This window comes from Cellulophaga sp. L1A9, assembly GCF_009797025.1.
GTDB lineage: Bacteria > Bacteroidota > Bacteroidia > Flavobacteriales > Flavobacteriaceae > Cellulophaga.
In genome coordinates this window covers 575,902-596,185 of sequence record NZ_CP047027.1, presented here as the reverse complement: position 1 = coordinate 596,185, position 20,284 = coordinate 575,902, and the positions used below count along the sequence as shown (strand labels likewise).

The following is a 20,284-nucleotide window of genomic DNA, read 5'->3' as shown; positions in this document are numbered from 1 at the left end:
ATGAAAAATATAAAAATAACTAAAATATTAATCTTAAGCCTTCTCTTAACAATAACAACGGTCTCGTTTTCTTACTCCCAATCAAAAAAGAATATTAGTATAGAGACGCTTCTTTATGAAATGATAGATCGCGATATGGTGGCAAAATTTCCCCAAAACAATTTTCGTTTAAAACAGGAAAGCAGTTATAATCGTGCTTCGGTAAGTCCTCAAGACTCAGTAGGATGGTTTACAAACCATGATTTTAATCGTACTGACGAAGATCATAATTTTTTACGAATTGAAGAAAATAATGGTCAAAAAGAGTGGGTGTTGATGGATCATCAGGGTGCTGGTGCAATCGTACGTACCTGGATGCCGTTTCGAAGCACGAAAAATCCAAAAACAGATATTATCATCAAGTTTTATTTGGATGGAGCAGAACAACCTACATTTGAAGGGAATATGCTTGGGCTTTTAGATGGTACGGATCTTTTCCCTTTTCCTTTGGCACATAAATCTATAAGATCTGCCGTTTCTTTTTTTCCTATTCCTTATGCAAAAAGTTGCAAGGTCACAGTAACAAAAAGACCTTTTTTTTACCAATTCACTTATAGGGAATATGAAGAAGGAACACGTATAAAAACCTTTACTATGGAAGATTATCAAAAAGCAAAACCCCAAATAAATGAAGTTTGTGAAACGCTTTTGAATCCTCAATATACAATAACTGGTAAAGCGGTCAAATTACAGAGTGTTTTAGCTAAGAATGAAGAAAAGTCCGTTGTATTGCCAGAAGGTACTTCTGCTCTCAAAAACCTTTCGATTAAGCTTGGTGATTACTCAGATTCTTTAGTGACACGTTCGGTTGTTCTTAAAATAGAATTTGATGGACAACAAACAGTTTGGTGCCCTATTGGCGATTTCTTTGGATCAGGGATTGGACTAAATCCGTTTCAGGGATGGTATCGTACGGTAAGTGAAGAAGGAACAATGTCATGTCGTTGGGTAATGCCTTACCAGAAATCAGGAAAGGTAACTCTTCTCAATCTAGGTGATAAACCTGTAAATATTCAATTGGATGCTACGGTTGGAAATTGGGTATGGGATGAAAACAGTTTGTACTTTAATGCTGCATGGAGAGGGCAAAATCCTGTGCCTACACGTCCTTTTTCCGATTGGAATTATGTAACGATTAAAGGACGTGGTGTATATGTGGGAGATGCCTTAACCATTATGAACCCTGTTGAGCAATGGTGGGGAGAAGGAGATGAGAAAATATGGGTAGATGGTGAAGATTTTCCATCTATTTTTGGTACAGGTACAGAAGATTACTATGCGTACTCTTGGGGAGGTATGAGTACTGATTTTTATGAACATCCTTTTCATGCGCAGCCATACAGCCACAAGTATAATAAGTTAAACGGAAAAACAGAAATAGGTGAGCGAAACACCAAAGGACTGAGCACAGAAACGCGTACCCGTTCGCTGGACGTCATGCCATTTGGAAGTTCATTACAATTAGATATGGAAGTTTGGAGTGGAACAGATTGTGATATGGTTTATGGTGTTGGAGTTTATTGGTATGGTGATGTTACAACTACATCCAACCGTACTCCTGATCCTAAAGGTGTTTTATCAAATTTTTAATATTTATATAAAAAAATAAAATATATAAAATGAAAGCTTTTAAACCTTTCAACAGCATAAATATTAAAAAAAATGAAAAGTTGTAGTTATTATTTAATATTATCAATGTTGTTTTTCACAACCAATTTGTTAAAGGCTCAAAAAATAAATGAAGTGAAACCATCAGATAAAGACTTGATGAGTTGGTTTCGAGATGCCAGATTTGGTATGTTTATTCATTTTGGCGCATCTACTTCAGAAGATTTTTTGGAAGAAGGTCTTAATAAAACAGAAAAGTATGAAGCATCTGTTAAAAACTTTAATCCCGTTGATTTCGATGCCAATGAATGGGTGCGTATTGCCAAGGATGCGGGTATGAAATATATAGTTTTTACCACCAAGCATCACGATGGGTTTTGTAAATGGGATTCTAAATTAACAGATTGGGATGTGATGGATGCAACCCCTTTTAAAAGAGATATTGTTGGAGAATTGGCAAAAGCTTGTAAAGAAGCTGGTATTGAACTTGGTTTTTACTATTCAATTGCCGATTGGCATCATCCAGAATATGATCCTTCATACAGCAACCGTAACGGTTTTCATTTTAACCCTAATCCAGATGCGGATATTACCAAATATATGGATTATATGTATGGACAGATAAAGGAATTGTGCGAAAATTATCAGCCCAAATTGTTTTGGTTTGATGGCTCTGCGGGTTTTAGAAACCCAAATAAAAAGCGATTGTTAGGTCAACAAGAAATGGCGGATTTATTGAATTCTTATGGTGCAATTTCCAATAGTCGTTTAGGTGATAATGATACCTTGGAGTATGTAAATTACCTGTCTATGGGAGATAATATGACACCTTCAGGAAATATAGGTGTAGATTTTGAATCGGCGCAAACAATGAATGATAACTGGCATTTTAAAGCAGATGACAATCATTGGAAATCGCCAGCAACGATGCTCGAAAAGTTAATAGATATCACTGGTAACGGTGGAAATTATTTGTTAAATGTGGGTCCTGATAGTAAAGGTGTTATCCCTTTAGAATCACAAGAACGACTTAAAATAATGGGTGATTGGCTTAAAAAAAATGGAGCGGCTATTTATGGAACTCAAGCAAGTCCCTATCCTTATGAATTCAATTGGGGATCAATCACACAGCGACATCAGGAAAAAACCATGACTTTATATCTTAATGTGGTGGATTGGCCAAAAAATGGCGTTTTTAAATTATACGGACTTAGCAATAAGGTAGTTCAAGCTTCTCTTTTGGCAAGCAGCCAAACACTTTCTTATGATTCGGATTTTAATGCAGCCACAGGCACAAATATAATTTCCATTAAAATACCTAAGACGGCACCAGACCCTTTTGTATCTGTAGTTGCTTTGCAAATAGAAGGTAAAGCTAAAATGGAACAGACATTTTTGCAACAACTGGATGGAACAGTCATTTTAGACGCCTTTAGATCAACCATCCACGATAATGAATTTGTTGCTAATAAACCACTTCGTCCAATAGATCAAAGAATATTTACGGTTTTAAAGAAAGATGAAGGAATAATGCCTACTCGAGGAATGACCGTTGGGCTTGATGAAGCCGGACAAGCGCTAAGCTGGGATTTTAGAGTGATAAAACCAGGTAGGTATAAAGTAGCTGTAGTTTGTAGCGTAAAAGAAGAAGAATATTTGAAGGCCGATGGGAGTATGCGTGTAACTTTGGGAGAACAATCGGTTGAAAATAAGTTGATTGAACACGAACGTTGGGATAATGAAAGAATGGCAACCGAAATGAAATGTGCTGTCACTATACTTGGAACTATTAAAATTAATAAAGTAGGCATGCATACGCTAACGCTTGAAGTAAGCTCCGATTTTAAGGACTCCAAACCAAATGTGATAAGTGTACAATTATTACCAGTAGATCATTAATTGATAATCTTTATTTAAATGAAAAATTACCTATTTATTTTAATTTATTTCTTCTGTGGAAGCATGTTGTCTTCAGCATATGCTTTGAATATTTATGTAAGTCCAAATGGTTCGGATGCCAATAGCGGTAAGAAAAATAATCCTTTGGCGACCTTCGGTGCCGCTCAAAAAAAAGCACGTGCTTATGCAGGTAAAGAGACTGTAACAATCTATTTTTTAGATGGGGTTTATTATTTACCTGAAACCATCGTTTTCACTCAGCAAGATTCTGGTTCAGAAAAATACCCGATTGTATATCGAGCGCAAAATGAAGGCGGTGCGGTGTTAAGCGGAGGTTTAAAGTTAGAACTTCAATGGACACCGTATCGTGATGGCATATTTCAGGCAAAAACACCAAAAGGAATGATCATAGATCAGGTTTTTATTGATGGATCAAACCAACGTATGGCACGATATCCTAATTACGATGCAAGTAAAAAAACGGAAGCCTATCAAGGCTACGCAGCAGATGCTTTTTCAAAGGAACGCGCTGAAGGATGGAAGAATCCTAAAGGGGGTTATATTCATGCTATGCATTCAAAACGTTGGGGTGGTTATCATTACGTAATCACCGGAAAAAATGCTGATGGTGAGGTGAATTATGAAGGTGGTTGGCAAAACAATCGCCAGTTAGGAATGCATCCCGAGTACCGTATGGCAGAAAATATTTTCGAAGAATTGGATGCCGCAGGCGAGTGGTTTCATGATGAACTTTCACAGACTTTATACTATAAACCTGAAGAAACTACAGATTTAGCTACAGCCAAGCTGGAAGTTGTTCGGTTAAAGCAATTGATAGACTTTCAAGGTTCAATTGAGAATCCAGTGAAACACATTTCTTTACAAGGTTTTGTAGTAAGGCACGCTGCCAGAACGTTTATGGAAACCAAAGAACCGATGGTACGTTCTGATTGGACAATTTTTAGAGGTGGTGCCTTTATGTTGACAGGTACGGAAGATATCCAGATTTTAGATTGTGAATTTGATCAGGTTGGTGGAAATGCCATCTTTGTGAATACCTATAACCGTCGTACACTAATAAAAGGCAATTACATTCACCATACAGGGGCAAGTGGTATCTGTTTTGTGGGCGATCCAAAGGCCTTACGCAATCCATTATTTGAATATGGAGAGACTAATGAATTTTCAGAAATTGATAGAACACCTGGGCCAAAAACAGAAAATTATCCATCTTTGGGCATTGTAGAAGACTGTTTGATTCATGATATTGGAATGGTGGAACGACAGCCAGCAGGAGTTGAAATAACCATGGCGATGGAAATTACTGTAAGGGATTGTTCAATTTATGATTGTGCACGTTCAGGGATCAATATTGGAGATGGCGCTTTTGGCGGTCATTTAATTGAACGTTGTGATGTGTTTAATACCGTCTTGGAAACACATGATCACGGATTTTTTAACTCATGGGGAAGAGATAGGTATTGGCGCCTTAAAAACTTTGATATAGAAAAAGATCCAGATTTGCCTTTTGCAGATGCGATAAAAACTACCATCATTCGCAACAGTCGTTGGCGTTGTGATCATGGTTGGGACATTGATTTAGATGATGGTTCTACCTATTATGATATTTATAATAATTTAATGTTGGCAGGTGGTTTAAAACTTCGCGAAGGTTACAGAAGACGTGCATGGAACAATATCACGGTGAACAATACCTTTCATCCACATGTGTGGTATGAAAATAGTGAAGATGAAGTATACTCTAATATCTTCATGTTTACCTATCAAGGCGTCAATGTTCCGAAACAGGAGACAGCTGGAAAACGCGTTGATAGCAATTTAATATTTGATGCAGAACTCACTCAAATATTCGGTTGGGATGTGCATTCCATAGTTGCCAATCCTCAATTCATAGATCCTGAAAATGGAGATTTTAGAGTGAAAGAAGGCTCACCTGCATTTGATATAGGTTTTAAAAACTTTCCGATGGATCAATTTGGAGTTAAAAAACCGTCACTAAAAGCAATAGCAAAAACCCCTGAAATACCAGCATTAGGTGTTTCTGATCAGCTTATAAAAAGTGACCGCACTAAAAGAAAGCCTAAGGCCACAATTTGGATGGGCGCTACTATTAGTGGTTTATCTGGTATGGAATTTTCTGCCTATGGCGTATCTAAAGAGGACGGAGGAATAGCTTTAAAAAAAGCACCTCAAAATTCACAAGCTGCCAATATTGGGCTTTTGGAAGGCGATCTTATTTTAAATGTCAATGGAAAAAAGGTGGCTAATGAAAAGCAGTTTTTGCAACTTTTGGAAAGCGCTAATGCTTCTCCAGTCACTTTAAAGGTAGTTCGTGAACAGAAAGAAATCTTAATTAAAACAACCTTATGAAACTGAAATCTCTCGTTTTTACCATACTTTTTTTAGTATTAGGCCTTCCTGTCGCTTTGTCCCAAACCTTTAATAAGAATACGGATCTACTACTTGCAAATTTTGACCTTAAACCAGATGAAGATGATGTGATGGCTGCTGCTGCTTTGGCGAGTATGCTCAAACATCCTGATTTATCTGGCGTCGATTATTTTGCAGTAATAGGAACATACGGCGATCAAAACCATATTTTTATTACTAATGGGGTACCGGATTATTATAATTTTTTGTTTGGGACTGAAAATATAGACTGGACGAATGCCCATGCAAATTGGTCAGAATCTGTTGTTAGAGCAAAAAATAAAATTATCCCTGTATTGAATGCAGGAGGAAAGGTTTTTGTACAAGAGGCTGGACAATCAAATTTTACATATGATGTGTTGCAAGCTGTAATTGCAGAAAGTGTTGCTTTGACCAAAATACAAAGCAATGTCATTAGTGTTCAGCACAGTAAGTATAATGAAAAAAACACCACGGAATCAGAACTAAATTGGTTAAAAAAAATACAGTCTATGTTAAAATAGATGATGGCAATACTGATGATAATGAAACACCTGGTTATAGAAGTAATGACAAGTTATGGTTAGAGCGAGCTACTTCTTCAGATAATCCAAATAAAAGTGCTCGCGAGATATGGACGTATGCCGAGAAGGTTTGTGAAGAATGGGAATCAGAATGGACTAATAAATGGATTGCAGCTGGAGGCGTAGATTTTTCTGATTGCGTAGAAAATTGGTACATATTTAATTTAGGTAATGATGCTAATAACATAGCTTCATTTTGGAATCGATATATTATAAACGAGAACTAATGAAAACAAAGAAATTTTTAGCATTTTTATTATTAATAGCAGTATTTCAAATTAATGCCCAGAATCGAAGGTCTAACCCAATTGTAAGCCACATGTTTACTGCAGATGCATCTGCACACGCATGGGAAGATGGTCGCTTATATGTATATCCATCAACAGATGTTGCTCCAGCAATAGGGTATAAAACTATGGATGGTTATCATGTGTTTTCTACTGAGGATATGATTACTTGGAAAGATCATGGAGAAATATTGCATTCAAGAGATGTAAGTTGGGGTATTGAAAGCGGAGGTTATATGTGGGCACCAGATTGTGTTTTTAAAGATGGTACTTATTATTTATATTTTCCTCATAAAAACAAAAAAGGAGTTTGGGAAATTGGAGTTGCTACTAGTAAAAAACCAGCATCAGACTTTGAAGTCCAAGGATATGTAAAAGGACTGAATACTTTCTGTGATCCTGGTGTTTTTATAGATGATGATGGGCAAGATTATATTTATGCAGTAGTAAATACAAAACCTTATGCGGCAAAACTAAATGATAACATGATGGAGATTGAAGGAGAAATGACCGAACAAATTGGTGTTACAGGTCACAGAGAAGGCCCTTTTGTTATCAAACGAAAAGATCTGTATTATTTAATCTATCCAGATCATTTTCCAAAAACGAACAAAATGGGTTATGCTATGAGTACAAAACCTTTAGGACCTTGGGAGTTTAAAGGAGTGTTTTTGGATCATACAGATATAATTACCATGCATGGATCCTTAGTAGAGTTTAAAGGTCAGTGGTACGTGTTTTATCATAACGGGAATTTATCTGGCGGAATAGGACCTCAAAGATCTATTTGTTTTGATCCTGTTTATTTTAATGAAGATGGAACCATTCAAATGGTAAAGCAAAGTTTAGGAGTAAAATTACCAACTTTTCATAAGGATATTAATTTTAATGAAATGTTTGGAACATTAAATCTTGGAGAATATACCAAAGCAGATTTAGATAAAAAAGGAATTCAAAGTAATGCGATTTCTTCCATTCAAATCCCTGAAAAATATGTGGTTACTTGTTTTGAAAAAGACAATTTTAGAGGAAAATCTTGGACATTTGAAGAAGATAGAATTGATTTAGATGCTGTAGGAGCTCAAAACAAAATATCTTCTATAAAAGTATCCAAGTCAAACGTCGATAACTTGGTAAAGAATCCTTCTTTTGAATTGGCAACACTAGGTTTAGTAAAGCATTGGTTTAATAAAAACCCAAAACCTTATGTTAGTTATAGAGATGATTCAGCAAAAGGATATTACTCACTTCAATACAAAGGTAAAGGAAAACCAAAGCCTTTGGTTCAAAAAATAGAAATTACCCCAAATACTAATTATAAATTAAGTGTCCAGTTGAAAATAAATTCAGGAACAAAAGGGAAAGTCATTTTTGATACCAATGGTAGTTTTGACGAAAATAGCAAGTTTGAGTTAGATGCTAACAACAAATCAGATGAATGGGTAACATACAATGGCGTATTCAATAGCGGAAATACCAACAAATTACAATTGCGTTGTATTACTTCTGATGGTTTTGATGGTGTTGGATATTGGGATAATGTATCACTTATAAAAATTCAAGAATAACTTCTTATATGAAAACAAAAATATTTTTAGTCGTTATATCTCTAGTTTCATTTGTAAAAATTGAAGCACAAAATCGCCGTTCAAACCCTATAATAAGCCACATGTTTACTGCAGACCCTTCCGCACATGTTTGGCAGGATGGCCGCTTGTATGTGTATCCATCTTCAGATGTGGCACCTCCCAAAGGATATAAAACTATGGATGGTTATCATGTTTTTTCTACTGATGACATGATTACTTGGAAAGATCATGGACAAATACTTCATTCCAGTCAAGTAGAATGGGGGCGTAAAGAAGGAGGATTTATGTGGGCACCAGATGCTGCCTATAAAAACGGAATATATTACTATTATTTTCCGCATAGATCAGGACAAGGTAGAGATACTTGGAAAATTGGTGTTGCAACCAGTAAAAGTCCTAATTCAGGTTTCAAAGAACAAGGTTATATAAAAGGTTTGAAGTCGTTAATAGACCCTTGTGTTTTTACTGATGATGACGGTCAGTCTTATCTGTTTATAGGTGGTGAAGGAGATCCAACAGGTTATAAACTGAAAGAAAATATGATGGAGATTGATGGAGAACCACATTCAATAGAAGGTTTAGATGGTTTTAGAGAAGGTTTATGGATGTTTAAACGTAAGGGAAAATATTACATCATTTATCCTGACGATTTTCCAAAACGTAATAAAATGCGATATGCCATAAGTGATAATCCTTATGGACCTTTTGAATGCAAAGGAGTATTTGTAGATAGTACAGATGTTATTACTATGCATGGTTCTGTTGTAGAATTTAAAGGACAATGGTATGTGTTTTATCACAATGGAAATTTATCAGGAGGTATTGCAACAAATCGTTCTATTTGTTTTGATCCTATTTATTTTAACGAAGATGGTACCATTCAAATGGTAAAACAAACCCTTGGTGTACAATTACCTACTTTTCATAAGGATATTAATTTTAATGGTATGATGGGTAGTTTGTCTGTAGGGAATTATAATCAAGCTGATTTGGAAAAACAAGGCATTCAACCAAATGAAATATCATCTTTAGAAATTCCAAAAGGTTATGTTGTGGAAGGTTTTAAAAGGGACAATTTTAAAGGTAGATCTTGGAGTTTTGGTGAAGATAGAATTGATTTAAATGTTATTGACTGTAATGATATGATTTCGTCTTTAAAAATTTCCAAAACGGAAGTTGAGAATCTTATAAAAAACCCATCTTTCGAACTCGCTACACAAGATCAACTAAAATATTGGGTCACCCGTTCACCTAAATTTTATCATCAATATTTGGATCAGACTGCAAAAGGGTATTATGCCTTAAAATTTAACGGAAAAGGAGATGCCAAGGAACTAATTCAAAATGTTGAACTTAAAGCTAATACCAATTACGAGTTGAGTGTTCAACTTAAAATTGATGCAAAGGCTAAAGGAAAAGTGATTTTTGATACCAATGGGAGCTTTGATGAGAGCTGCAAATTTGAGCTTGATGCAACTATAAAAGCAGGTGAATGGGTCGAGTTTAAGGGTGTTTTTAATAGTGGAGCTATTTCCAAATTACAGTTGCGTTGTTCGACTTCTACAGAATTTAATGGAATTGGATATTGGGATAATGTCGTGTTAAAAGAAAAATAAAAAATTGATAAATACGCAATGAAATACGAGTTATAAACGAAACAATATGGTAATATGAAAATCAAAAATATATTTTTGGTTGTAGCTACCTGCTTTTTAATTAACACTAATCTGTATTCACAACTTATACATATTCAAACGAGTAATAATTCGATAATTTTTTAAGTTAAATAGAACAAAAAGGTATTTCAACCACACGATGGTCAGCGTATACCAAATACTCAAGGTTTAGAAAACATGACTGTGGTTTTTATTATGGCTTACCCTAGTTTTGGGAATGGGGCCTCTAATGAATTCGCTTTAATGGTAACACATGCCAATGGTACTAAGGCTACATAGTTGGGAAGGTGCTTATTTTGATGCAGACAAACTTAAATCGATGATGGATGGAGCTGCAGAAATTGGTGTTGAGGTTTTTGTACTTGATGATGTGGGTTTGGAAATGAATATCCAAGAGATAGTGTCAAGGCAGGATTGGGTGATTGGAGGGTAAATAAAAAGAAACTTTCAATAGGTCAGGGCCAGCTTATTAATTATGCGCAATCAAAAGGTACGCGTTTTGGTATTTGGGTGGAACAAGAACTGGTAAATCCTAAAAGTAAATTGGCAGAAAATCACCCTGAATGAATTCTACAACGGAAGAATGAGCGAGAGCTATTGTTAGAAAGTAATCAGCTTTTACTTGATTTTTCTAATCCTGAAGTTCAGGAATTTGTATTTAACATTGTAGATAATATTTTAACATCACCTCTCTCTATATCGCATATGCTTAAAGGGATGCAAATAGGTATTTGCAGAACTTCAATTCTACTTCTCTAGAAGAGAAAAAACAATCTCATCTTTTCATTGATTATACGGGAGGTTTAGAAAATGTACTAAAACGACTTGAGAAAAATCATCCTACAACTATTATTCAGGCCTGCGCTTCTGGTCGTGGACGCGTAGATTTAGGTTCAATGAAGTATACACATGAATTTTTGGCAAGCGACAATTCAGATACTTATGAACGGTTATTTATCCAATGGGAACCAATCATTTTAACCGCCAATTGCCACTGCAGCTCATGCGACTAAATAACCAAATCATCAAACAGGAAGACAAGCGTCTTTAAAGTTTAGGTTTGATGTAGCTATGAGTGGCCGTATGAGAATAGAATTACGTCCTGATGACTTGGAAGAAAAAAAGTTGAATTTGCAAATGATGGTATTACTCTTTATAAAGCTATTCGGCCGATAGTTCAATTCGGAGATTTATATCCCTTGCTTTCACATTATTGTGAGGACGGGTATGCAACCATAAACTATATCTCTAAAAATAAAGATTAAGCCTTGTTAATGGTTTTTAGTCATACTAATCATCCCAGATATGAAAGGAATAGTGTGAAAATGCAGGGATTAAAATCCGAAGCCATCCATCGTGTAAACGAAATTAATATGGAAGGCGAAATGTCTCATATTAGTTAATAATAATCAATTGGTATTGGGAGAGGTATTCATGAGTGTAGGCATATGGATTAATTTAAGAAAGACCCTTGAAAGTACTGTATTTAAATTGACTGAAGAATAATAAAACACTTATTTGAATAACCACATGATTGATTTGAGCAAATAAAGACAATAAATACATTGAAAACTAAGGACAGATAGTTGCTGAATTCAACCAAGTTGATTTCAGCAATAAAAAAGCACGACGCGAGTAAGTGTTTTGCTTATTTTGAATGCATATTTGTAGGTGAACAAATTAATTAATTTTATATTATATAATTGTTTTTTCGTAAATACATCACTTTTATTAAAAGTTATTTTGATTAATTTACATTTTTCATGATATTTTTTTGCTATAAAGTGAATATATAAAATTATTAAATTTGAGTTTTTTTGATTGGATTTTATGTGAAAATATTTAGAATTTTCCAGAGGCAAAATATAGGAACAAATTTTATTCCCATCCTTTTTAAAGATTATATATATGTTAAAAAAAAGAAATCATTTTTTACCAATATTGGCATATGTGCTTTTTACTTTATGCGGGTTCTCTCAAGATCCAGTAAAAAATCAGGAGAGTATGGATGAAATGTGGGGAGAAAATTCAGTTGTAGATAATAACATAAGAGAGGGAAGAGGAAAGTTTTTTGATCAAAATAATTTCGGAATGTTTATTCATTGGGGTTTGTTTTCAGACTTAGGTGGGAAATGGAAAGATAAAACGTATTATGGTATTGGTGAATGGCTAATGAATCCAAGAGTAGCTAATATTCCTCATCAAGAATATATGGAAGTTGCAAAAGACTTCAATCCAACAAAGTTTGATGCTAAAGCTATTGCGAAATTGGCAAAAGATGCGGGTATGAAATATATCATCATTACCAGTAAGCATCATGAAGGATTTGCAATGTTCGATTCTAAAGCAAGCGATTTCAATATTGTTGACGCAACCCCTTTTGGGCGCGATCCAATGAAAGAATTATCAGCTGCATGTCATGAGATAGGATTAGGTTTTGGTTTTTATTATTCACATTATCAAGATTGGACTACACCTGGGGCTGCTGGTGGTCCAGAAAAAAACGCTAATGGAACTAAAGCTTCTTTTAAAAACTATTTCTACAATAAATGCAAACCACAGGTAAAAGAAATTTGTTCTAATTACGGAGATATCGATTTTGTATGGTTTGATACTCCGGGAGGTATGCCAGAAGAATATGTAGTTGAATTAGCAGATATGGTAAGAGAGTTACAGCCTAATACCATGCTTTGTAGTCGAGTTGGTTATGGTTTAGGGGATTATGTTAGTCATGGAGACATGGAAGTGCCACCTGTTAATTTAGATATTTTATGGGAAAGTTGCGATACCAATAATGATTCTTGGTCGTATGCATGGTACGATAATAACTTTAAAAGTCCGAAGGAAATTTTACATAGATTGATTTCCACAGTTGGAAGAGGAGGAACTTATTTATTTAATATTGGACCTAAAGGAGATGGTAGTGTGCCGGAAATAGGTGCGCAATTTTTAGAACAAGCTGGACAATGGATTCAAAAATATCCACAAGTTGTTTATGGTGCAGGAAGTTCCCCTTGGGGGCATGCTTTGCCATGGGGAGATGTTACAACACAAGGAAATTCTTTATTTTTTTCAGTGTTTGATTGGCCACAAGATGGAAAATTGTATCTACCAGGTTTAGAAACCAATATGCTATCAGCAAATATAGTAGGAGACTCAAATGATCTTAAATTCACAAAGAAAAACAATTGGACCATTTTTGAAGTTCCTTTCCAAACTCCAGATTCTCCAGTTTCTGTTATTGAAGTTAAATTAAAAAATAAGGCTGATGTAGTACAAACCCATGGTATTTATCCAAATATTCAAAATACAATTTTAACTGATTTTGCGAAAGTTTCCAATGCTGAAAAGAAATCGATTAGATGGATGGAAAAATTTGGCGAATGGAAAAAAACTACTCAAGTAAGCAAATGGGATAAAAATGGAGAAGCAGAATGGGAAGTAAATGTATTAGAACCAGGTTATTATTATTTAGAATTAATCTATAAGGGAGAAGATCGTTTGGTTTGGAAAACAATTACAGATGAAGGAATTATGGTGCAAAACCAGCAAGCAGCAACAGAGAAGTATCAGCCTTATCCTATGGGGATTTTAGAATTTAAAACGGCAGGGAAGCACACAATAAAAGTTTCATTGGTAGAAGGTAACCCTGAAACATCTAGCTTAAAAGCAATCATTATTAAACCTATTCAATAATTATGCATTAACGTGTTTAAAATTCTATTGAATTAAATAAAACTAACATAAAATCAATGACAAATTTTAGCAAATTCTTAGTCTTATTAGCCTTAATTACTATAACGATTTCGTGCAAATCTAAAAAAGAAGAAGCAGAGGTTACAGCTACTAAACCCAACATAATTATAGTAATAACGGATGATCAAGGGTATGGAGATTTAGGTCATAACGGAAATACAATTATCAAAACGCCTACCATTGATAAGTTTGCTACACAAGGGGTGAGTTTAACAAATTACCACGTAGGTACAACGTGTGCTCCTACAAGAGCAGGATTGCTAACGGGAAGAAATTGCAATAGAAATGGCGTGTGGCATACCATTATGGGGGCTTCTATTTTAAATAGAGAAGAAGTTACTATGGCCAATGTCTTTAAAGAAAACGGATATAAAACAGGTATGTTCGGTAAATGGCATTTAGGTGACAATCATCCATTTGCGCCATATGAACGTGGTTTTGAAGAAACTTTTTATCATGGAGGAGGAGGTGTTGGTCAAACCCCAGATTATTGGAATAATGACTATTTTGATGATACTTATTTTAGAAATGACAAACCAGAAAAAGTTGAGGGTTATTGTACAGATATTTGGTTTGATGAAGCTATTAAATTCATTGAAACTAAAAAGGAAAATCCATTTTTATGTTATCTGAGCTTAAATGCGCCACATTCTCCATATAATGTTCCGCAAGAATATTATGATATGTATAAAAACGAAGAAAGTTTGATAGAAACACAAAAGCGTTTTTATGGCATGATAACCAATATAGATGATAACTTTTCTAGACTGTTAAAGAAATTAGACGAATTAAAAATAGCAGACAATACCATTGTTGTTTTCACCACAGATAATGGAACTTCAAATGGTTATAAAGTAGATGACAAAACAGGAGAGGTACATGGTTATAATGCTGGAATGCGTGGTACAAAAGCTAGTGAATATGATGGTGGGCATAGAGTTCCTTTTATCATCAGGTGGCCAAATGGAAAATTGGAAGCTGGAAAATCACTTTCAGATTTAACGGCACATGTTGATATATTGCCAACACTAACTTCACTTGCAGGAATTGAGTATAAATCTGAAAAGGTAATAGATGGTACAGATATTAGCACTTATATATTAGGTACATCAAAAATTAAGGACCGTTATTTAGTTACAGATACCCAGCGAATTTCATGGCCTGTAAAAGGAAAAAATAGCAGTGTTATGAATGGTGATTGGAGGCTAGTAAATGGTACTGAATTATACAATACTGCAACCGATCCTGGACAAATAACTAATATAGCTGATCAACATCCTGATAAAGTAGATAATATGAATGCATTTTATAACACATGGTGGGAAAGTGTTATTAAAGAAACCAAGTATTCAACTATTGATTTAGGTGTAGATGAAGACGAGGTAATTACCTGTCATGATGCTAGAACTATAGATTATTTTCCACCTTGGAATCAAACATTAATTAGGGAGGGCGTACCAATGAAACCAGCACCTTTTTTCGTGAATTTTATTAATGAAGGAACCTACAAGTTTAAATTAAGACGTTGGCCAGCTGAAAGTAAAGTGTCTTTAGGAGCTGAAATCCCAGATGAAATTCCGGCAACTGAAACAACAGATGCTAGAATTCGAGGAAAGGCAATGAAGTTTAAAAAAGCTTTCTTGAAAATCGGAGATCAAGAAGTTTCAGTGGATGCAAACAATGCTGCTCAATCAGCCGATTTAGAATTAGAAGTTGGAAAAGGAAAAACGGAGTTGTTAGCATGGTTCGAGTTGGAAAATGGAGAATTAACAAATGCTTTTTATGTAAACGTTGAAAAACAAACCAATTAATTATCTCAGTATTGATTTTATTCAAAAAAAATGAGGATATTATTTTCACATAAAATACATCGAGTATCTGTAATACTTGTAATATGCTTTCTATGTTTTGGAACATTAGACTTGCATTCACAACTGGAAGCTTCTAAAGTTGATTCAAAAAGTGAATTTCAAAAATTAGATAGTGATAAAACTGATTTCTTAGAAAGAACTGAATTGTTTCAGATATGGAATCAAATAAACAAATACGATACTGATAATGACGGAAAACTTTCTTTTGAAGAATTTTCAAAATTTGAAATACCTTATTTAAAAACTAAAGGGGATATTAATTTAAATGTAAAGTACAAATCAACAAAAGAAGAAGATTTGTATTTAGATATTTATTATCCATCAAAAAAAGCAGAAGCTAACAAATACCCAATAATAATATACACTCATGGCGGTGGTTGGTTTAACGGAAGTAAAGAAAACATTGTTAAAGCGCCTATGGAAGCCCCAATGGCTGAACTTGTGGAACAAGGTTTTGCAGTAGTTTCGGTTAACTACAGCCTTACAAAACAAAAATCTGTTCTAATGCGTGATTGCGTAATTGATGCTATGGATGCACTACGATATCTTTCAAAACATAGTGATTCTTTAAACCTTGATACTGATAAAGTTTATGTTTTTGGAGATTCGGCTGGAGGTCATATTGCTCAAATGTTAGCACTTGCTGACCCAGACGCATTTAAAGGAGATGAAAACCTTTACGGAAATTCTTATAAAGTAATTGCCGGTGTTTCATGGTATGGTCCTTCTGATTTCACAATTAAAAAATTATTTGAAACTGATGATCCTACAAAAGAAGCTGATCGGTTTGGTTCTAGAATTACAAAAGAAGAGTCAAATCCTGAAAAAATAGAGGCAATGTATAAAGAGATGAGTCCAATATTTTATTTAACAGAAAACAGTCCGCCATTATTTATGATGGCAGCGGATAATGATACGACTATACCTGTTGGACATGCATATCATATGAAAGAAAAAGCAGATAGTATCCAAGCGAATGTAGATATGTTTATCGTAAAAAATGCAGGCCATAATTGGAGAAAAGCAGGAGGAGAAATAGACCCAACATTAGAAGAAATCACAGAAAAAACAGTGGACTTTTTTATGAAATATAAATAACCAAGTTTTATTAATTACTAAAACCAACAATTATGAAAACAAGCTACTCTTTTAAAACAATTCGAAAGGATTACAACATAGATTTTACTATGGATGTCTTTAGAAAAAAATCGCTTCAGATTAAAATGAACCTGTTGTTTTTAGGCGTCTGCTTGTTTTCAGCAATGTCAACTTATGCTCAAGTGCCAGACCCAAATCTGGGAACACGCGTGGATTGGATGCGAGGATCATTAGGTTTATTATGGTTACCTGAAAACAATTATAATGGAAATATAGAAGGCGTTTCAATAGATGGTTTCTTAAATCAAATACAACACCTTAAAACTGTAGATTTCGTGCAGGTAGGTTTAGCAAGTCCATACATCTATTCCCCAGTGCATACAGCACCACACACTATTTTAGAAAGTTTGTGGCAAGGTGATCTTGGTCCAGATGGGCAGCCAATAAATTTGGTTGTACCGCGAGCTTCAGTACCAGATCCGTTTTTAAGTTGGCTTAAGGCTATAAAAGCAGCAGGACTGAAAACGGAGGTATATGTAAATTCTGCTAATTTGTTACAATGGGAAGCTTTTGGTAGTGCACCAGAAGCATTCCCTGACTTTTCAGATCGCTGGAAGGAATATTGCGATACCAATCCTACAGTTCAAGCATTTATTAATAGTAAATCATATCACATAGATGGTGTTAATGACGATAGACGACCATATATGTTCAGTTATGCAGAATTTATTCTAAAAGATTATGCTATGCGTTATGGTGATTTGATTGATGCTTGGTGTTTTGATGCTGCACATGTGAATATTGGTGGAGGAGCTGGAGACGATTATAGTACTGGTAATATAGATGACCAAAGAGTATTTCAAGCTTTTGCGGATGCTGTTCACGCAGGAAATCCACAAGCAGGTGTAACATTTAATAATGGTATTGGAGATCGCGATAGTGACCCGTTTATTCCATATGTAAAACCTTCACTTTTTGAGGATTATAAATTTGGACATCCTTTTGGAGGTGCTGGAAATATGGTTGAACCAAGAGATCCATTATATAGGGTTAATTTTGGTATTTGTGAATATATGAGAGATACAAATGGTTTCCCATATACCAATGATGATATTAGTTGGAATGATAATGTTGTAGCACATTTCTTTCCAAAGCAGAGTACTTCATCTTGGAATGACGGCGGCGTACCTTGTTTAACCGATGAGGAATTTGTAGAATGGAATAATGTAGGATTGATTAATGGAGGCGGTATCACTTGGGGAACACCATTGATGAGAACTAATCTTAATAATAATCCAGAACTTACGCTTCAACCCTATGCGCTGAGGCAATTAGAATTGGTAGATGCTAACCTTAGCGAATTTCAATTTCCGGGCGCGCCAAATTGGGCGAGACAATATACCATTTTGTCCGATATAATTCCAGGTCAAAACTATGAGCATATATTAGTGGAAGGTGAAGATTTTTGGGATCCAGAAAACGTTGGAGTTACTAATCTTTCTATAATTGGTGACGAAGCTCCAGCATGGTTAACAATAACTGAAACTGAAGATGGAGTTTGGACTTTAAAAGGAACACCTACGGAAACCGAAAATACAGCGTATACTTTCGAATTAAAAGCCGAAGATATAGATGGAGGTAGAAATAGAGAAGTGACCTTGAAGGTGAAATCTAATCCTGATGGATTTACCAATCCTGGTGATGGTTCTCCTGTTTGGAAAGTAAGTTCTATCGTTTTAGAAAATACATCAGTTCAAGAGTTGTTTGAATATTATTTGGAAGAAGGTGTAGATTTTTATGATTTTGAAGATGATGATCTTAATATAACTGTTGGTGCTGGTGAAGATTGGCTTACTGTAGAAAAATTATCTGAAGGTATTTGGTATTTAAGTGGAACACCAGAGATAGATCATGTTGGCGATAACATCATTACTCTTAATCTTAGTGATGGTTCACATTCAACTGACGTACAATTACAAGTAATAGTAGATCCTTTGGATACTTCTGATGGTGTACCAGTAGAAATTAAGGCAACTCCAACAACTAATTATGGAATTGGTGAGGTAGCTACAATGATTTCAGAAACTCAAATAGCAACAGATGGTTTAGCTACCTATAAAATCGCTATCGATGTAACACCTCCTAGTGAGGCAGCGGTAATTTCAGGTCTTTCGGGAGGCGTGTCTACAGAATATGCTTGGGGTTTAGGTGATGGAACAAATGCAAATAGTGATGACATTTTTACCGGAAGTGATAACGATTGGGTAAAAAGCATAAATAATATCCAAATTATAGATTTCTCAGCCAATGGAAGTCTATTAAGCGTAGAAGACATAACGGCAGTATTTAAATCTGTAATTGTTGTCAATGCACAATCTGCAAATGATCGTGTTTCACTAAAAGTAGATGAAGTCATTACTAATTTAAGTAGATTATCTTCAACACCAGAGGAAATATTTTTGGATGCCTCCACCGGAATTGAAAACATCACCGATTTTGCGATTGGAGTTGGTAATGCATCAGCAACCAATAAATGGTCGGTTGAGGGGATAAATGTGCTAGTTAAGTTCGATTTTCCAACCCCAGACTTAGAGTTGGTATCACTTATTACTACGCCACTACTATGTGCAGATGAAGAGACTGCAACTGCAACTGTAAAGGGTATAGGAGGCCAACCACCTTACAGCTATTTATGGAGTGATGGACAAGAAAACCAAATTGCTGAAGATTTGGCAGCTGGCGACTATTTTGTTGAAATTAAGGATCAGCTTGGAAACACATTAACTCAAGAATTCACCATTAATGCAATAGAACCTATTGTAATTACCATGATCGAAGATCAAGATATTAATGTTGGATATTTGACTGAAATGGCTACTTTGGAACCAGAATCAATTATTGGTGGTACCGGTGATTACACCTATGTATGGAGTACAGGAGAGACCACAAGTACAATTTCGGTTTCTCCGGAGGAGACAACTACGTATACTTTAACAGTTACAGATGAAAACGGTTGCTCTACCTCGGGTACGATAATTGTAAATGTAACTGATGTAAGCTGTGGATATAAAGGATATATGGTACAGGTTTGCTATAAAGGAAAATCTTTATGTTTACCACCCTTTGCTGTAAATACTTTCTTAAGAATAGGCGCAACCCTAGGTGGTTGTGGCGGTGGGACTGCAGCGTCACTTGAAGTGATTTCTGTATTTCCAAATCCTATGGATTCAGAAACTACAATTAAAATTAGCAGTAGTACTAGTGGGAATGGACAATTACAAGTAGTTGATATTCTTGGAAGAGTTCGATTAAGTAATGAAATTTTATTACAACAAGGCACTTCAAATTACGCACTTAGTTTATCCGGTTTCAGACGTGGAATTTATTTTGTAATTATCACAGCGAACGGACAAAAAAGTAAGCCGTTCCGAATTATAAAAAAATAAT

General features: G+C 35.0%; 11 protein-coding genes and 3 pseudogenes. All 14 read left to right on the top strand.

Features of this window, described 5'->3' with window-relative positions:
* Window positions 1-1,629: a glycoside hydrolase family 172 protein gene (locus tag GQR94_RS02400; protein ID WP_158973951.1), complete on the top strand. Its 1,629-nt coding sequence runs from the start codon at window positions 1-3 to the stop codon at window positions 1,627-1,629.
* 72 nt (window positions 1,630-1,701) lie between these two features.
* On the top strand, window positions 1,702-3,546 hold the full coding sequence (locus GQR94_RS02395) for an alpha-L-fucosidase (RefSeq protein ID WP_158973949.1): 1,845 nt from the start codon (window positions 1,702-1,704) through the stop codon (window positions 3,544-3,546).
* Between the two features lie 18 nt (window positions 3,547-3,564).
* On the top strand, window positions 3,565-5,937 hold the full coding sequence (locus GQR94_RS02390) for a right-handed parallel beta-helix repeat-containing protein (protein WP_158973947.1): 2,373 nt from the start codon (window positions 3,565-3,567) through the stop codon (window positions 5,935-5,937).
* The gene (locus tag GQR94_RS02385; RefSeq protein ID WP_158973945.1) at window positions 5,934-6,500 is read left to right on the top strand and encodes a hypothetical protein; all 567 of its coding nucleotides are present in this window, start codon (window positions 5,934-5,936) and stop codon (window positions 6,498-6,500) included. The genes GQR94_RS02390 and GQR94_RS02385 overlap by 4 nt, the downstream gene beginning before the upstream one ends.
* On the top strand, window positions 6,467-6,787 hold the full coding sequence (locus GQR94_RS02380) for a hypothetical protein (protein ID WP_158973943.1): 321 nt from the start codon (window positions 6,467-6,469) through the stop codon (window positions 6,785-6,787). The genes GQR94_RS02385 and GQR94_RS02380 overlap by 34 nt, the downstream gene beginning before the upstream one ends.
* Window positions 6,787-8,415 (top strand): family 43 glycosylhydrolase, encoded by a 1,629-nt coding sequence (locus tag GQR94_RS02375; protein ID WP_158973941.1) that lies wholly within the window; start codon window positions 6,787-6,789, stop codon window positions 8,413-8,415. The genes GQR94_RS02380 and GQR94_RS02375 overlap by 1 nt, the downstream gene beginning before the upstream one ends.
* An 8-nt stretch (window positions 8,416-8,423) precedes the next feature.
* Entirely contained in the window at window positions 8,424-10,052 is a 1,629-nt protein-coding gene (locus GQR94_RS02370) for a family 43 glycosylhydrolase (RefSeq protein ID WP_158973939.1), read from the top strand.
* A 313-nt stretch (window positions 10,053-10,365) separates the two neighbouring features.
* A pseudogene (locus GQR94_RS22905) lies at window positions 10,366-10,679 on the top strand (alpha-galactosidase).
* A gap of 161 nt (window positions 10,680-10,840) precedes the next feature.
* A pseudogene (locus GQR94_RS22900) lies at window positions 10,841-11,125 on the top strand (alpha-galactosidase); the annotation flags it as partial.
* A 16-nt stretch (window positions 11,126-11,141) separates the two neighbouring features.
* Window positions 11,142-11,288: pseudogene (locus GQR94_RS22895) on the top strand (hypothetical protein); the annotation flags it as partial.
* A 732-nt stretch (window positions 11,289-12,020) separates the two neighbouring features.
* Complete coding sequence (locus GQR94_RS02345; protein ID WP_199271521.1) at window positions 12,021-13,808, top strand: alpha-L-fucosidase; 1,788 nt, start codon at window positions 12,021-12,023, stop codon at window positions 13,806-13,808.
* A 56-nt stretch (window positions 13,809-13,864) separates the two neighbouring features.
* Window positions 13,865-15,679, top strand: coding sequence for an arylsulfatase (locus tag GQR94_RS02340; protein WP_158973919.1), 1,815 nt, complete (start codon window positions 13,865-13,867; stop codon window positions 15,677-15,679).
* A gap of 30 nt (window positions 15,680-15,709) precedes the next feature.
* Window positions 15,710-16,837, top strand: coding sequence for an alpha/beta hydrolase fold domain-containing protein (locus tag GQR94_RS02335; protein ID WP_158973917.1), 1,128 nt, complete (start codon window positions 15,710-15,712; stop codon window positions 16,835-16,837).
* 32 nt (window positions 16,838-16,869) lie between these two features.
* On the top strand, window positions 16,870-20,283 hold the full coding sequence (locus GQR94_RS02330) for a T9SS type A sorting domain-containing protein (RefSeq protein ID WP_158973915.1): 3,414 nt from the start codon (window positions 16,870-16,872) through the stop codon (window positions 20,281-20,283).
* Window position 20,284: the final 1 nt, after the last annotated feature.

Coding starts and splice junctions, on each gene's coding strand:
- GQR94_RS02400 (WP_158973951.1), top strand. CDS start 1: ATGAAAAATATAAAAATAACTAAAATATTAATCTTAAGCCTTCTCTTA.
- GQR94_RS02395 (WP_158973949.1), top strand. CDS start 1,702: ATGAAAAGTTGTAGTTATTATTTAATATTATCAATGTTGTTTTTCACA.
- GQR94_RS02390 (WP_158973947.1), top strand. CDS start 3,565: ATGAAAAATTACCTATTTATTTTAATTTATTTCTTCTGTGGAAGCATG.
- GQR94_RS02385 (WP_158973945.1), top strand. CDS start 5,934: ATGAAACTGAAATCTCTCGTTTTTACCATACTTTTTTTAGTATTAGGC.
- GQR94_RS02375 (WP_158973941.1), top strand. CDS start 6,787: ATGAAAACAAAGAAATTTTTAGCATTTTTATTATTAATAGCAGTATTT.
- GQR94_RS02370 (WP_158973939.1), top strand. CDS start 8,424: ATGAAAACAAAAATATTTTTAGTCGTTATATCTCTAGTTTCATTTGTA.
- GQR94_RS02345 (WP_199271521.1), top strand. CDS start 12,021: ATGTTAAAAAAAAGAAATCATTTTTTACCAATATTGGCATATGTGCTT.
- GQR94_RS02340 (WP_158973919.1), top strand. CDS start 13,865: ATGACAAATTTTAGCAAATTCTTAGTCTTATTAGCCTTAATTACTATA.
- GQR94_RS02335 (WP_158973917.1), top strand. CDS start 15,710: ATGAGGATATTATTTTCACATAAAATACATCGAGTATCTGTAATACTT.
- GQR94_RS02330 (WP_158973915.1), top strand. CDS start 16,870: ATGAAAACAAGCTACTCTTTTAAAACAATTCGAAAGGATTACAACATA.